16 protein-coding genes are annotated in these 15,193 nt (G+C 71.0%); 13 read left to right on the forward strand and 3 right to left on the reverse strand.

Annotated elements, in window-relative coordinates:
* From ACWDUZ_RS28450 to ygfZ, 5 genes are all read left to right on the forward strand, one after another.
* Positions 1-976 (forward strand): hypothetical protein (locus ACWDUZ_RS28450; protein ID WP_451634651.1); only part of this gene is annotated, 976 nt, incomplete at its 5' end.
* A complete protein-coding gene (locus tag ACWDUZ_RS28455) occupies positions 973-1,941 on the forward strand; it encodes a hypothetical protein (protein ID WP_451634652.1) in 969 nt (322 codons plus the stop codon). The genes ACWDUZ_RS28450 and ACWDUZ_RS28455, both read left to right, overlap by 4 nt.
* Positions 1,942-2,165: 224 nt before the next feature.
* Entirely contained in the window at positions 2,166-2,741 is a 576-nt protein-coding gene (locus tag ACWDUZ_RS28460; RefSeq protein ID WP_451634653.1) for an FABP family protein, read from the forward strand.
* Between the two features lie 69 nt (positions 2,742-2,810).
* Positions 2,811-3,248, forward strand: a complete 438-nt coding sequence (locus ACWDUZ_RS28465) for a Fur family transcriptional regulator (protein WP_451634654.1) — start codon at positions 2,811-2,813, stop codon at positions 3,246-3,248.
* Positions 3,249-3,258: 10 nt separating this feature from the next.
* Positions 3,259-4,224, forward strand: coding sequence for a CAF17-like 4Fe-4S cluster assembly/insertion protein YgfZ (gene ygfZ, locus ACWDUZ_RS28470; RefSeq protein WP_451634655.1), 966 nt, complete (start codon positions 3,259-3,261; stop codon positions 4,222-4,224).
* Between the two features lie 57 nt (positions 4,225-4,281).
* Here the strand turns inward: ygfZ and dtd are convergent, their stop codons facing one another.
* Positions 4,282-4,707 (reverse strand): D-aminoacyl-tRNA deacylase, encoded by a 426-nt coding sequence (dtd, locus tag ACWDUZ_RS28475; RefSeq protein WP_451634656.1) that lies wholly within the window; start codon positions 4,705-4,707, stop codon positions 4,282-4,284.
* 194 nt (positions 4,708-4,901) lie between these two features.
* On the opposite strand from dtd, the gene ACWDUZ_RS28480 reads away from it, so the two are divergent.
* From ACWDUZ_RS28480 to ACWDUZ_RS28495, 4 genes are all read left to right on the forward strand, one after another.
* Positions 4,902-5,636 (forward strand): RsiG family protein, encoded by a 735-nt coding sequence (locus ACWDUZ_RS28480; protein ID WP_451634657.1) that lies wholly within the window; start codon positions 4,902-4,904, stop codon positions 5,634-5,636.
* A 99-nt stretch (positions 5,637-5,735) separates the two neighbouring features.
* A complete protein-coding gene (locus ACWDUZ_RS28485; RefSeq protein WP_451634658.1) occupies positions 5,736-6,758 on the forward strand; it encodes an asparaginase in 1,023 nt (340 codons plus the stop codon).
* Positions 6,759-6,809: 51 nt separating this feature from the next.
* Positions 6,810-8,087 carry a GNAT family N-acetyltransferase gene (locus ACWDUZ_RS28490; RefSeq protein WP_451634659.1) on the forward strand — a complete coding sequence of 426 codons (1,278 nt, stop codon included), beginning with the start codon at positions 6,810-6,812 and terminating at the stop codon, positions 8,085-8,087.
* Between the two features lie 381 nt (positions 8,088-8,468).
* On the forward strand, positions 8,469-9,386 hold the full coding sequence (locus tag ACWDUZ_RS28495) for a winged helix-turn-helix domain-containing protein (RefSeq protein ID WP_451634660.1): 918 nt from the start codon (positions 8,469-8,471) through the stop codon (positions 9,384-9,386).
* Positions 9,387-9,458: 72 nt separating this feature from the next.
* Here ACWDUZ_RS28495 and ACWDUZ_RS28500 read toward each other — a convergent pair whose 3' ends face one another.
* Positions 9,459-9,650 carry a hypothetical protein gene (locus tag ACWDUZ_RS28500; RefSeq protein ID WP_451634661.1) on the reverse strand — a complete coding sequence of 64 codons (192 nt, stop codon included), beginning with the start codon at positions 9,648-9,650 and terminating at the stop codon, positions 9,459-9,461.
* A gap of 183 nt (positions 9,651-9,833) precedes the next feature.
* On the opposite strand from ACWDUZ_RS28500, the gene ACWDUZ_RS28505 reads away from it, so the two are divergent.
* Both ACWDUZ_RS28505 and ACWDUZ_RS28510 read left to right on the forward strand, forming a co-directional pair.
* Entirely contained in the window at positions 9,834-10,712 is an 879-nt protein-coding gene (locus ACWDUZ_RS28505; protein ID WP_451634662.1) for a FadR/GntR family transcriptional regulator, read from the forward strand.
* A gap of 29 nt (positions 10,713-10,741) precedes the next feature.
* Entirely contained in the window at positions 10,742-11,455 is a 714-nt protein-coding gene (locus ACWDUZ_RS28510; RefSeq protein WP_451634663.1) for an HAD family hydrolase, read from the forward strand.
* On the opposite strand, the gene ACWDUZ_RS28515 is transcribed toward ACWDUZ_RS28510, so the two are convergent.
* Positions 11,446-11,688, reverse strand: coding sequence for a hypothetical protein (locus ACWDUZ_RS28515; protein WP_451634664.1), 243 nt, complete (start codon positions 11,686-11,688; stop codon positions 11,446-11,448). The genes ACWDUZ_RS28510 and ACWDUZ_RS28515 overlap by 10 nt on opposite strands.
* A gap of 163 nt (positions 11,689-11,851) precedes the next feature.
* Here ACWDUZ_RS28515 and ACWDUZ_RS28520 point away from each other — a divergent pair, with 163 nt between their 5' ends.
* On the forward strand, positions 11,852-12,724 hold the full coding sequence (locus ACWDUZ_RS28520; protein WP_451634665.1) for a winged helix-turn-helix domain-containing protein: 873 nt from the start codon (positions 11,852-11,854) through the stop codon (positions 12,722-12,724).
* 305 nt (positions 12,725-13,029) lie between these two features.
* Positions 13,030-15,153 (forward strand): phosphotransferase, encoded by a 2,124-nt coding sequence (locus ACWDUZ_RS28525; protein WP_451634666.1) that lies wholly within the window; start codon positions 13,030-13,032, stop codon positions 15,151-15,153.
* Positions 15,154-15,193: the final 40 nt, after the last annotated feature.

Raw genomic sequence — 15,193 nt, forward strand, 5'->3', positions numbered from 1 at the left:
GGGGCAGCCCGAGAACGTCGCACTGGCCGAGCAGCCGGGGCAGCCCGAGAACGTCGCACTGGCCGAGCAGCCGGGGCAGCCCGAGAACGTCGCACTGGCCGAGCAGCCGGGGCAGCCCGAGAACGTCGCACCGCCCGAGCAGCCTGAGAACGTCGCACCGCCCGAGCAGCCCGAGCAGCCCGAACAGGCTGTTCCGCTCGACGGGCCGCACCCCGAGTCGTCCCCGTCCGCCCGGCGCCGACGCAGGGCCATGCCGGTCATCGGCTGCACCGTGCTGCTGGCGGCGCTGGTGGGCGGCACCGGCTTCACCGTGGTCACCGTGCGTCACGCCGACCACGATCCGGGCGCCCCCGTCTGGAGCCTGCCGAAGGCCGCTGCCGCCGGCGAGCGCCCGTCCGAGGCCCGTGGGCTGACGGGGCTGCTGCTCCCCTACGGCACCAACGAGAACGTCCGGGGTCCGGACCTGGGCCAGTTCGGCGCCGACGCCGAGCTCAGCGGTGCGCAGGCCACCGCCCTGCGCAAGGAGTCGCTGCGGAGCCTGCCCCGCTCCCAGCGGCGGCGACTGGAGAAAGAGATCGACAAGCAGCACATCCAGGGCATGGCGATGCGCAGCTATGTCAGCACCGCGGCCACGGGGAACCGCAGCCTCGCGGAGCAGGCCTTCACCGCCGAGATCGTCCTGTCCCGGATGGACCGGCGCAGCGCCCGCTCCAACGCCGCCTTCCAGCAGAACTTCCTCGACGCGCTGAAGGTGTTCCGCGCCGGCCCGGAGATCAAGGGCCACCGGAACGCCAAGTGCTTCCTGCCGCCCGCGGCCTCCAAGGACAAGCTTGATGTCATGCTCTGCTCAGCGTACGAGGGCGACGTGCTGGTCAGCGCGACGATGAACGCGGTCAAGCCGCTGGACACGAAGGCCGCCGCCCGGCTGCTCGGTGCCCAGCTCGACCGCATCGAGGATCCGGGGAAGGCGATATGAGCGAGCAGACCCAGGACCAGCGGCCGACGGTCCCGCCGATGTCCGAGGAGGTGTCGCCCGCGCCCCTCCAGGCGCCCGTCGTACCGCCCGCACCACTCGAGGCACCCGCACTGCCCGCGCCACTCGAGGCACTCGAGGCACACGCGACACCCGCGGTACCCGATGCTCCCGCCGCCCCGCCCGCCGTACCGGCGCCGCCCGTCAAGGACCGCAGACGGCTGCGGGCCGTGCTGCGCTGGACCGCGGCGGTCGCGGTCTTCGTCGTGGCCGGGGCGGGAACGGCGTACGGCATCACGCGCATGGAACGCACCGACGTACCCGGTCTCGCCACCGCCTCGGACGGCCGCTGGGACTACCCGGAGATCGTCAGGCCGCCGCTGCCCTCCGGCGACCCGGCGCCGTTCGCCGACAGCAACGTCGCCGGGGCGCACTACGCCGACCTGCGCGCCCTGCTGCTGCCCGAGCCGCGCGGTGCACGGGAGGACAAGGCGCTGCGCGGCACCGGCGGCTGGCTGGCGAAAAAGGACTTCCTCGCCGAGTACGCACGGTCTCAGGACCGCAGCGAGCTCGGGCAGCAGCTGACCGACCACGGGCTGCGGCACATCGCGGCCCGTGGCTGGACCACGCAGGACGGCACGCACACACGGATCTACCTGCTCCAGTTCGACACCGCGGCCGTCGTGGACGACCTTGATCCGACGCTGGCGCCGAACGACAGTCCCGGGTACGCCGTGCGCGGCGCCGACACCTCGGTCTTCGACCCGGACTTCCCGAGCGAGGCCCGGTCCGACGACGTCCTGGGCACCTACTACGTGGAGTCCAAGCCGTACGGTGCCGAACAGGTGCGCCAGGCCTACCTCCGCGCCGGGGACGTCCTGGCCGTGGTCGTCCAGTCCCGCAAGGGTGCCGCCCGCGCCGTTCCGTTCCAGCAGACGGTCACGCTGCAGAGCGAGCTGCTCGGCTGAGCGGAAGAGGGTCACCTCGGCAGGAGGGCCGGATCCCGCCCGACTAAGCTGGGGGCCGGCCCTGTGTACTACCTACCGCACCGCGCTCGACAAGGAGCACCCCGTGGAGATCTTCTTCGAAACCCTGCTGGTCCTGGTCTGCGTCGGCGTCCTCGCCTTCGCTTACCTGACCGTGAAGAAGTTGTACCAGGGCCAGCGCTGACTCCGGACAGGAAAGACCGCTCATGATCGAGATCCCGTCCGACCTCCACAAGGACCTCGTCCCCCTCGCCTTCCTGCTCGGTGACTGGGCCGGTGCCGGGGTGCACGACTTCCCGGGCTCCGAGAAGTGCAACTTCGGCCAGGAGGTCACCTTCACCCACGACGGCCGGGACTTCCTGGAGTACCACTCCCGCACCTGGGTGCTGGACAACGACGGGAACAAGGTCCGGCCGCTGGAGTCGGAGACCGGCTACTGGCGCATCGACAGCGACCGCAAGGTCGAGGTCACGATGACCCGCGACGACGGCGTCATCGAGATCTGGTACGGCGAGCTGGCCGCCAAGAAGCCCCAGATCGACCTGGTCACGGACGCCGTGGCGCGTACCGCCGCCTCCCGCCCCTACAACGGCGGCAAGCGCCTGTACGGCTACGTCAAGAGCGACCTGATGTGGGTCGGCGAGAAGCAGACCCCCGAGGTCGAGCTGCGTCCCTACATGTCCGCGCACCTGAAGAAGGTCGTCACCCCGGAGGACGTGGAGCGCTGGGCCAAGGCCCTCCCCGACGACCTGCCGGACGACGGGATCGCCTTCTTCAAGTAGTCCTGGTGCTGCGACAGGCGACGTTCGCACGGGGCGAACGTCGCCTGTCGCAGCACTAGACTCCCTGGTGTGGTCAGCACCGACTGGAAGACCGACCTGCGGCAGCGCGGCTACCGGCTGACGCCGCAGCGGCAACTCGTGCTCGAAGCCGTGGACACCCTGGAGCACGCGACCCCCGACGACATCCTCGGTGAGGTGAGGAAGACGGCGTCGGGGGTCAACATCTCCACCGTCTACCGGACCCTGGAGCTGCTGGAGGAGCTGGGCCTGGTCAGCCACGCCCACCTCGGCCACGGCGCGCCCACCTACCACCTCGCCGACCGCCACCACCACCTGCACCTGGTCTGCCGGGACTGCGAGAACGTCATCGAGGCCGACGTGGACGTGGCCGCCGACTTCACCGCCAAGCTGCGCCGGCAGTTCGGTTTCGACACCGACATGAAGCACTTCGCCATCTTCGGCCGCTGCAAGGACTGTTCGCGGAAGCCGCCGAACACCACGTCGTAGGCTTGCTCGTATGAAGAGCCCCCTGCTGTCCCTGCCCGGCGCCGTTCCCGCCGAGGGTGTGGACGAAGGCGTCGCCGCCCACTACGGCGACCTGTTCCGTGAGCAGCGTGCCCTGGCCGACGGCACCGGCTTCGTCGACCTCTCGCACCGCGGTGTCGTCACCGTCAGCGGCGAGGACCGGCTCGGCTGGCTGCACCTGCTGCTCACCCAGCATGTCAGCGAGCTGCCCCCCGGCCAGGCCGCCGAGGCGCTGATCCTGTCCGCGCACGGCCACATCGAGCACGCGCTGTACCTGGTCGACGACGGCGAGACGGTCTGGGCCCATGTGGAGCCGGGCACCCAGGAGGCGCTGATCGCGTACCTGGAGTCGATGAAGTTCTTCTACCGGGTCGAGGTCGCCGGCCGGACGGCCGACTTCGCCGTGGTGCACCTGCCGGCCGGCTCGATCGCCGAGGTGCCCGAGGGGGTCGCCGTACGCGAGACCCCGTACGGCCGCGACCTGTTCCTGCCCCGGGTGGATCTGGAGTCCTACGCGGCCCAGGCGGGCCCGCCCGCCGGGATCCTCGCCCACGAGGCGCTGCGCGTCGAGCAGCACCGGCCCCGGCTGGGCTTCGAGACCGACCACCGCACCATCCCGCACGAGCTGGGCTGGATCGGTACGGCCGTGCATCTGCAGAAGGGCTGCTACCGCGGGCAGGAGACGGTGGCCCGGGTGCAGAACCTGGGCAAGCCGCCGCGTCGCCTGGTCTTCCTGCACCTGGACGGCAGCGAGGTGCACCTACCGGTCCCCGGCACCGAGATCCGCCTCGCCGACGAGGGGCCGGACGGTCGCAAGATCGGCTTCATCACCACCTCCGCACGCCACCACGAGCTGGGCCCGGTCGCCCTCGCCCTGGTCAAGCGCAACGTCCCGCTGGGCGCCCGCCTGATGGCCGGTGACACGGCGGCGGCCCAGGAAGTCGTCGTAGAACCCTAGGCAGCCGCAGCCGCAGCCGCAGCCGCAGCCGCAGCCGCAGCACGGTCGCGGGAGACCTCAGATCTCCAGCAGCACCGTGAACGGCCCGTCGTTCGTCAGCGACACCCGCATCGCCGCCCCGAACCGCCCCGTCGCCACGGTCGCCCCCAGCGCACGGAGCTGCGCGACGACCTCCTCGACCAGCGGTTCGGCGACATCGCCCGGGGCCGCCGCGTTCCAGGTGGGGCGACGGCCCTTGCGGGCGTCGCCGTAGAGGGTGAACTGGCTGATGACCAGCAGCGGGGCACCGATGTCACTGCACGACCTCTCGTCGTGCAGCATGCGGATCGACCAGAGCTTGCGGGCGAGCTGCGCCGCCTTCTCCTTGGTGTCCTCGTGGGTGACCCCGACCAGGACGCACAGCCCCTCGCCCTCGATGGCCCCCACGGTCCGGCCGTCCACGACGACGCTCGCGCCGTCCACCCTCTGCACCACTGCACGCATGCCGACCATCATGCCGGGCGGCCGGCCGCGCTCCGCGGCGGGCTCCGCCGTGCGCCGCGGCTGCGGCCATATCGTGCTTCTTTATGCTTCGTAACCCCCCATCTGGGGCTGATCAGGGGCACTCGGGCACATTCTGGCCACTCGGGGTGGCACGATGCTTTCGTACGCGCCGGTCGAGGGGACGGTTGAGGCGCATGAGCACATCGAGTACCGAGCAGCAGGCGCAGCCCGGAGCGGTCCCGCCGTTCCGCGCCGCGATCGCGGAGACGACCCACCGGCCGCCGGTGCAGCGCACCGACAGCCCGCCCATCCCATCCATCCCATCCACCCCGCCGATCCCGTCCGACCCGCCATCGGTGGACACGGCCCGTGCCGGACTGCCGACGGACCTGCCGGAGCCGGACCTGACCCTGCCGAGCCTGCCGGAACTGCGCGCCCTGCGGCGGCGGGCGCAGCGGGACGAGGCCGACCTGAGTTACGTACGGCGGTTGCTCCAGGGGCGGATCGACATCCTGCGGGCGGAACTGGCGCGGCGCGGGGACGCGGCCGGGCGCGCCGCCCGCGGTTCGGCGGCCGGGCTCGCCGCCGTCGTGGACAGCGGGCAGGCGTCCGTCGTCGAACGCCTCGCGGAGATCCTCAAGGACGCGCCCGCCCGGCAGCGCTCGTCGGCACGGCATGTGACGCTCGGCACCCCGCGGAGCGAGGAGTACCGGCGGCTGGCCGCCGAGATGCTCGCCGAGGTCGAGTTGTCGGACCTGGGAGCCCGCACCGATCCGGAACTGGGCGCGGCGATGGGGCGGCTGGTGCGGTACGAGCAGCAGGTCTCCCGGCGTCGGCAGCAGTTGCAGCGTACGGCGGACGGGTGCAGCGCGGAGATCGCCCGCCGGTACCGTGAGGGAGAGGCACAGGTGGACGACCTGCTCGTCTGACGGTGTGGCCGCGGCGACCCCGGGCCCGCGCGGGCACGTCTGCCCGTGCCGCGCGTCCGTCCGCCCGTCGTCGCCGTAGTCCCCGGAAGGCCACCGCCGATGTCCGTGTTGCCCGCGTCTCCCGACTCTTCTGCGTCTTCGGTCCCGTCCGCGTCCGCCGCCCCGTCCGACCCCTCGCCCGCCGTCTCCCCGGTCCTGGCCGAAGTGGTGCGTTCGGGGTTCGTGGAGGGGCGGCACCGGGGCAGCCTGGTGGTGCTGGGCGCGGACGGCGTGGTCGAGCACGCGTGGGGGGACGTGACGGCACCGGTCTTCCCGCGCTCCTCCAACAAGCCCATGCAGGCGGCCGGCGTGCTGCGGGCGGGCCTGGACCTGGCCGGGGAGCGGCTCGCGCTCGCCGCGGCCAGCCACTCGGGGGAGTCCTTCCACCGCGACCTCGTCCACAAGATGCTGGACGAGCACGGACTGTCGCCGGAGTTCCTGCGGTGCCCGCCCGACCTGCCCCTGGACCAGGAGGAGCGGGAGACCTGGCTGGCGGCCGGGGCGGGGCGCGACCGGGTGGCGATGAACTGCTCCGGCAAGCACACCGCGATGCTCGCGGCGTGCGCGCTGCGGAAGTGGCCGCTGGAGTCGTATCTCGACCCGGCGCACCCGTTGCAGCAGCTCATCCACAGGGTTGTGGAAGAAGCGGCCGAGGAGGAGGTGGCGGCGGTCGGCACGGACGGCTGCGGCGCGCCGCTGGCGGCGATCAGCCTCACGGGCCTGGCCCGCGCCTACCGCTCCTTCGTCCTCGCCGCGCCCGGCACGGCCGAGCGCCGTGTCGCCGACGCCATGCGCGCCCACCCCGAGTACGTCGCCGGCACCCGCCGCCACGACACCTGGCTGATGCGCGAGGTGCCCGGCGTGCTGTCCAAGGTGGGCGCGGAGGCCGTCCAGGCCGTCGCCCTCCCGGACGGCCGCGCCCTGGCGCTCAAGATCGACGACGGCGCGGCCAGGGCACTGGGCCCGGTACTGGCCCGCGCCCTGTCCCTGACGGGGGTGGACGCCCCGGTGGTCCAGCGCGTCGCACACGCTCCGCTGCACGGCGGAGGACGCGAGGTGGGGGAGATCCGGGCGGCCTTCTGAGCGAGGGAAATCCCCACGACAGGGCCGTACCCGGCCGCCTACCGTCGAGGCATGACTGCCACCCGCCCGCACGCCGCCGCCCGCCCCGGCACAGACGTACGCCCCATCACCGAAGCCGAGATCCCCGACTGGATCCGTGCCGTGAACACCGGCTTCCTCCGCAGCCCCGACGTCTCCCCCGAGGAGGTCGCCGACCGCCGCTCCTACCTCGTCCCCGCCCGCACCCTCGGCGCCTTCGACGCCGGCCGCTGCGTCGCGACGTTCCGCTCCTTCCCGCAGGAGCTGACCGCTGTCGGCGGCACTCCCGTCCCCGCCGACGCCATCACCAACGTCACCGTCACCGCCACCCACCGCCGCCGCGGTCTGCTGACCCGCATGATGGCCCACGACCTCGCCGCGGCGAAGGAGCGCGGCGACGTCGTCGCCACCCTGATCGCGGCCGAGTACCCGATCTACGGCCGCTACGGCTTCGGGCCCGCCACCTGGACCACCGAGTGGACGATCGACGTGCCCCGGGCGGGCCTCGACCCGCGCCGGCCGGGCCCGGAGGACGGTGGCCGTGTCGATCTCGTGGACGGCGACGACGTACGCAAGCTCGGCCCCGAACTCCACGAGCGGCTGCGTCACGCCCGGCCGGGCGTCATCGACCGTTCCGAGCGCTGGTGGCAGGTCGGCACCGGCGCGCTGCGTCTGGTTCGCGAGCCCTGGACCGAGCGCTTCCACGCCGTGTACCGCGCGGCGGAGGGCACGGTCGAGGGCCTGGCGTCGTACGTGTGCGACGACACCTGGTCGGATGCCAAGCAGCCGCTGAACACGGCCACCGTGAAGAGCCTGATCGCGGTGACCCCGGCCGCCGAGCGCGCGCTGTGGCTGTACCTGTGCTCGATCGACTGGGTGGTGAGGATCAGGAGCGGCCGAAGGGCCCCGGACGACCTGCTTCCTCTTCTCCTTCCCAACCCGCGCGCGGCCGCTGTCACCACGCAGGCGGACTGGCTGTGGGTGCGGATCCTGGACGTCGTACGGGCGCTTCAGGCGCGGACGTACCAGCGGACGGGCACGCTGGTGCTGGAGGTCGTCGACGGGACCGGACCGGCCGGGGGCCGGTGGCGGCTGGACGCCTCGCCCGAGGGGGCGTCGTGCACGCCGACCACGCTGAGCCCGGATCTGACGCTGGACGTCCGGGAGTTGGCGTCGCTGTGGCTCGGTGACGAGTCGGCGGTGCGGCTCACCGCGCTCGGCCGGGTCCAGGAAGAACGAGCGGGCGCCGCCGTGACGGCCGACGCCCTGCTGCGTACCTCCAGGCGACCGTGGTGCCCGGACGTGTTCTGAACGCTCCTTCCTGCCGGTGACAGGGGTGACGCATCCGTAGCTTGGCTGTTCAGTTGTGGCTGTGCTCACGCTGTTCGGTTGTGGCTGTGCCGACGATGTTCGGTTGTGGCTGTGCGGACCGTCTTGAGTTGTGGCTGTGCCGACCTTCTTCGGTTGTGGCTGCCGTCCCGGCTGTCGAGTCGTGCCCGTGCGGTGCCGACCGGCTCCCGGCTCCCCTCCGGAAGGGAGCGCGGTACGGCGTGCCCCCACTGTCACCTGGTGGCCAACCTTTCGATGGTTCAACCATGTCGCTCAAGTTGGCCACCAACTTCACTTGTGTTATCTCCGCCTGGAAGCGTCTCATAACCACCTTTCCGCGAACTGTTCGAAGATGGCGGGAAGTTGTACTGTTCGACCGTGGACCCGGAACACGCCTCCGCCACTGGGCGGAACAGGTCACAACGGCCACAGAGGTCACACCGCGAGGTGGCCGACGCGCTGCGGCAGCGGATCAGGACCGGTGAACTGCGGCCGGGTCAGCGCATGCCCACACAGGCCGCACTCGCCGAGGAGTTCGGCGTGGAGCGCACGGCGGTACGACGCGCCCTGCGCGTCCTGTACGCGGAGCAGCTGCTCAGCAATGTGTCCAAGGGCAGCCCGGCGACCGTCGCACCCGACCCGCGACGTGCCCTGACCGGCGCGGAAGTCCCCCCGCTGCCCACCACGGCCGCGCTCGCCCCCCGTATCGCCGCCGCCTTCGAGGCCTCCCACGTGGAGATCGACGCGCTGTGCCTGACGTCGATCTCGCTCACGCTCGCGATCGGCGAACCGCTCCGGCAGATCCATGCCGGGCGACTGAAACCGGCCAAGGTCGACGTGCGCGTACTGCTGCCCAGCCGGGACATCGACCTCGCCTTCCCGGCACCGGTGGACTCCGCCGAGGCGGGCCGGCTGCGCAGGCGGTGGCTGGCCCAGCGCAACGCCCAGGGCCAGGTGCTCCGGCACAGCCTGCTCGCCCTGCGCGCCACGCACGGCATCGACGTGCACGTCAGCTTCCGGGCGCTGCCCTTCACCCCGCCGGTCAAGCTCTACCTGCTCAACGCGACGGAGGCGCTGTTCGCGTACTACACCGTGCGGCGGAGCGAGCAGGAGATCGACCACGAGCACTTCCAGCTGTACGACGCGGAGGGCTCCCAATCGATGCTGTTCTCCTTCGTCGACGGCGGCGGACCGCGCGACACGACGTTCGTCGAGCAGTCGCACGTGTGGTTCAACGCGCTGTGGGAGACGATCAGTTCGGAGCTGGTGCTGACGAGCTGACGTCTCCCACGGGTCGTCGGCCCGGGCGGCCGACCGGTCCGCGGCGCGTGACGCGCGGCGGACCTTGGACGTTCACAGGGCGGGACCGGCGACGAGCATCGCCAGCACCACCGCGCCGGCGGAGCTGACGGCGGGGCTCTTAGCCTTGATGCCGATGGTGAGCAGCAGCAGACCGACGAAGCCCGTCGCGCCGTACTTCACCTGGATGAGCTGCTCGAAGCAGACGACGAAGACGGCGGACAGAAGAGCGAGAGCAACGGGCACGGCGTTCCCCCTTCGGGCTGTCCTGGGCGGGTGGGTGTGGGGGTGCTGTGGAGCGGGCGGTTCGACTAACTCCCGCCAACTCATTCAAGTTGGCGGCCAACTCATTTATAGTTGTCCCCACTTGGCGGCCACCCTAAAACAGGTTTCAAACAACTCCCGTCAGGTGGATCAGAGTTGTAGCGTTTGGTCGTGACCCAGGAGAACGTGGCCGTGAACGGGAGCCGCAGAAGCTCAGCCCAGGAGATCGCCGAGACCCTGCGGGACAGGATCCGTGCCGGTGAGCTCAAGCCGGGCGACCGCCTGCCCACCCAGGCCGAACTCGCCGAGGAGTTCGGGGTGGAGCGCGGCGCCGTGCGCCAGGCCCTGCGGACGCTCCAGGAGGACGGCCTGCTCAGCAACGTGAGCAAGGGCAGCCCGCCGAGGATCGCCGAGGCGGCCCCCGTGCGCGAGGAGCCCCTGCCGACGATGGTGGGCCTCGCGCCCCGGCTGACGGAGGCGTTCTCGGCCCGGCGGGTGCGTATCGACGTCGTGTGCCACACGGCGGAGACGCTGATGGTCGCCATCGGCGAGCCCCTGCGGCTGATCCACGAGGGCCGCATGCGCCCCGACGCGATCGACGTCCGCATCCTGGTGCCGTCCAAGAACATCGCCCTCGCCTTCCCGGTTCCCGTGGAGGGCGGCGACGAGGACGTGGTGGTGCACCAGCGCTGGCTGGAGATGCGCAACGCCCAGGGGCACGTCCTCAGGCACAACCTCCAGGCCCTGCGCGCCACGCACGGCATCGACGTGCACGTGACCTTCCGGGCGCTGCCCTTCACCCCGCCGGTCAAGCTCTACCTGCTCAACGGCGAGGAGGCACTCATCGGCTACTACACCCTCACCCGGCGGGCGGAGGACTGGGGCGACGAGACCCTGGACATGTACGACGCCCTGGGCTCCGCCTCGCTGCTGTTCTCCTTCGTCAAGCGGGCCGGCCAGCGGGACGCCGCGTTCGTGGGGGAATCGCAGAAGTGGTTCGACGCCCTCTGGGAAACCATCACCACGGACCTGACACTCTCCTAGTGACTTCTGATACGACGCAGACCGATTCGGTGGAAGAAACGACCGAGAACGAGCAACTGCGGGAACTGGTCACCCGTGCGCGGGCCGTGCTCTGGGACTTCGACGGCCCGATCTGCCGTCTGTTCGCCGGGCACTCCTCGGAGCGGGTGGCGACCGGGCTGGTGCGGTGGCTGGCGGGCCGGGGCCTGCACGGACTGCTCACCGAGGGCGAGCGCGAGTCGCTGGACCCGCACGTGGTGCTGCGCGCCGTGGACCGCCGGCACCCCGGCAGCGACCTGGTCGACGAACTGGAGGCCCGACTCACCCACGAGGAGTTGCGCGCCACCTCCTCGGCCTGGCCCACACCGTACGCCGACCCGCTGATCCGCACCTGGGCCGCGCTGGGCTCCCGGCTCGCCATCGCCACCAACAACTCGCCGCTCGTGGTCCGCGCCTACCTCGACGGCCGGGGCCTGACCACCTGCTTCGACCCCCACATCTACGGCCGCACCCAGGACCTGCACCACCTCAAGCCGGACCCGCACTGCCTGAACCGGGCCCTGAGCGCGACGGGCGCGGCCCCGGCGGAGGCCCTGATGATCGGCGACACCCCCTCCGACCTCGAGGCCTCGCTCCGTGCCGGCGTTCCCTTCCTCGGCTATGCGCACAACGCGCGCAAGGAGAAGCTTCTGAAGGAGGCCGGCGCCACACTGATCGTGGACTCACTGGAGCCCCTGCTGCGGATCCTGCGGCGTCAGGCCTGAGTCATCAGCAGTGTGAACACCACGGCCGCGCCCACCGCGAGCCCGGCCCGGCGGGCCCGCACGCCCACGGTGACCGCGACGAGCAGGACCAGCCCTGTGAAGCCCAGCCTGGCCTGGGCTTCACGTGTCAGAAAGAACTCTCCCGAAAGCCGCATGAGTTGCAGCAGAACCGCGTTCCCCACGTTCCCCACCCACCCTTCCAGTACCAGCCATTCGGCCAGCCATTGGGCCAATTGGACTGGTTGTAGTGAAGTGGTTGTCCCCGGTCTGATAGATCGATTAACCCACGTGCAAGCCGTCCAGTGCGCCGAACTCGCCGCACCGATCGGACCGACAAAACCGGTCTGAGGATCGGAAATCCGTTTGCGGGTGGACCGATGGCGGTACGGTCCAGTCGTGACCGAAGAACGCGCCGGCGACGGCGGCGGCCGGGCGTTCCGCAGGGTCTCCGAGGAACTGCGCTCCCGGATGGCCGACGGAACGTACCCGAGGCGCTCCTTCCTGCCCTCCCAGCGGGACCTGGCCGAGGAGTTCGGGGTCTCCCGCGACACCGTGCAGCGGGTGCTGCGGGAGCTGAGCAACGAGGGCTGGATCGAGTCGCGGCAGGGCAGCGGTTCACGCGTGCTCAAGAACCAGCGCATACAGTCCTCCTCCGCCAAGGCCACCCGCTCGCACCGGGGCGTGACGCTGGCCCCCCTCATCAGCGAGGCCTTCGAGCAGCCCGAGGTGACCCTGGACGTCTACACCCTGACGTCCGAGTCGCTGGACGCGCACATCCGGCTCCAGGCGGAACGGATCAGGGGCGGCTTCATCCGTCCTCGGCGCATCGCCCTGCGCATGCTGCTGCCGTCCACCTCGCTGCCGCTGCCGTACCCCAGTGCCATGGACGACAAGGACGCCGACCTGCTGCGCGACCGTCTGCACGCCATCACACGGCGGCACACGGAGTCGCTGCGGGGTGTGCTCGCCGAGCTGAGGACCGAGGGCCTGGTGTCCGACGTCGACGTGCAGATCCGGCACGCACCGCTGACGCCGGCCTTCAAGCTGTACGTCATCAACGAATCGGAAGTCCTCTTCGGACCCTACGAGGTGATCCAGCGTCCGGTGCTGCTGGAGAGCGGAGAGGAGATCAGGGCCCTCGACGTGCTGGGCCTCGGCTCCACCCTCACCCACCATGTGCGCGACGCGGATCCCGACTCACCGGGCTCCGTCTTCGCCACCTCCATGCAGGCCTGGTTCGAGTCCGTGTGGACGCTGCTGTCCGAGTAGCGGAAGTGACCGGTGGCCTCAGGAGTGTGCTGTAGCATGCCCGCACCGCATGAGCAACAACTCCGCACGGCACGTATGGCTCTCCAGAGGTGGTGTGCCAGGCGACCTCGGATCTGCGATGCGAGCCGCGGGCACAGGCATGGGGACACCACCCTTTGTGCCGACAGGAAGCGCGCTCAAGTCGTGCCCGATATGAGCATTGTCGTACGTTTTGCCATACTGTGATTCTCGCGTGAGCACTTGGAGCGGCCGTGGGCGCACCTCCTCCTCCCCGTCCCTCTCTCGGGGAGCGTGCCGTCCGCGACGTGGACGAGTTCGTACACCTCGCAGCGGAGCTCGGCCGGGCGAGCAGCGGTCACCACAATCGCAACTATGTGCTGCCCCTGACGGAACACATGGCGCGGCTCCTGCACCGGGAGGCCGGCACCTCGGTGACCGTCCGGATCCGCCGCGCCGAGGCGCTGCCCGTGGTGATCAGGACGTGGCCGGACGAGTCGCAGATCCTGGACTCCGTCCGGGGCGTGCTGCCCAATGTTCCTGAATGCCTGGTCAAGCGGGACGCCTTCGCGATCCACAGCTATGTCGAGGGCGTACCCCTCTCCAGCGTCTGCGCCAACGGCAAACCGGTCGACACGCTGCTCGTCAGGGCGCTGGTGGAACTGCTCGCCCGGATGACCCAGGTCCGCCGTGAGGCGCTGCCCCCGCTGCCACCGGACTGGCCGCGCAGCGACAAGGACAGTCAGGGCTTTCTCCAGACCCTGGTACGTCGTGCGGATCGGCAGATTCGGCAGCCCAATTGGCAGGCCTTCGGTGGACTGTTCGCCGCGCTGGGCATTCCGGAGGACGCTCTGGTCCGGCTGGCCGAGCGGGTGCCCGCCATGGCCCGGCGGCCGTTCGGTCTCCTCCACGCCGATCTGCACCGCGACAACCTGATCATGACCTACAGCGGTGATCCGCCCCTCATCTGCGTCGACTGGGAACTGGCGACCTACGGCGACCCGCTGCACGATCTGGCGACGCACCTGGTCCGGATGCGCTACCCCGGCCACCAGTGGAGCGAGGTGATCGACGCCTGGGCGGCGGCCATGTCCCGCGTCCGCCCCGCGGCCGTCAACGGTCTGGCCAGGGATCTGCGGCACTACGTGGCTTTCGAGCGGGCACAGTCCGTCTACCCGGACGTGATGCGGGCCGCGCAGGCCCTGGAGGACGCGCCGGACCAGAAGAGCCTGGACGAGGCCACGGCGTCCGTGCGCCGGGCACTGGAGGCGGCCGCCGAACCACTCGGACTGAGGAACGTCCCGGACACGGCGGAGGTGGAGCGCGTCCTCTTCCGCTGGCGGGCCTCCCGTACGGCGGTGCGGGTCGGCCCCGGGCGGGCCGCCGGGACGATCTCGTGGTCCTGGGACCGCCGGCTTCCCGATCACTCCGACTTCGCCTCCGTCGTCGAGGACGCGCTGGTCGCCGAGGGGATGGCACCGGCCAGCCGCGTGTTCAAGGGAACCGCCCATCTGAATTCGGTGGTGCGGGTGCCGGGTGTCGACCACCCGGTCGTGGTGCGCCGCAGGGTGGCCAACGTGTGCCGGAGGGAACCGAGCTTCCTGAGTGAGCACGCCGTGCTGCTGGCCATCGAACGGTCGGGGGCCCCGGTGGCCGCGCCGCGGGTGCTCGCCCTGGGCCACAGCCACCGGGGGGAGCAGTACGCCATCCACACCTACGCCGGGCCCGAGGACGCCGACCGCCCGCCCAGCCATCCGGTGCACGGCCTGCTGCCGCACGAGGCGGACGGGCTCGTCGACCAACTCTGCGCGCTGACCCGCGTGGACTACGACGCGCTCGACCCCGTGGCGGGCAAGGAGGAGTTCTTCACCTGGCTGTGCGACCAACTGGTGATCCTGGTGGGCGACCTGCCGAAGGAGTCACAGCAACTGGCCCGGTTCCTCGGGCTTCCCGACGCGCCCCGGCTCGGGCAGATCCTGAGCCGGTACCGGGTGAGCCGGCGCAGACCGGCCCTGCTGCACGGCGACCTGAACCCCTGGAACCTGGTGCGCCGTGACGATGCCCTGGCCTTCACCGTCATCGACTGGGAGATGGCCCTGATCGGTGACCCCCTGTACGACCTGGTCCGGCACATGCACCTCACCCCGACCCGCCCGGAGATCCGTCAGCGCATGTTCCGGCGCTGGGAGCGCAACCTGCCCGCGGAGCACACGGTCGACTGGCCGCAGGACTGGCGCGTGTACCGGTGGATCGAGACGGTGCGGTCCGCCTACGTGGACCTGGACCGCCTGGTGACCGGCGCCGGCCTGGACGCCCCCAACGTGCGCAGGGCCGTCGACTCGTACGCGATGACCCTGGCCGCGGCCACCGGCTCCCTGGGGTTGAAGGTCCGCTCCAGGGCGAACCCCTACCTCGCCCGCGCCCTTGCGTAACCGGCGTGGGCATGCCGCCGCGCCGGCCGCTGACCTGCGG

The organism is Streptomyces sp. NPDC003393, from assembly GCF_053589015.1.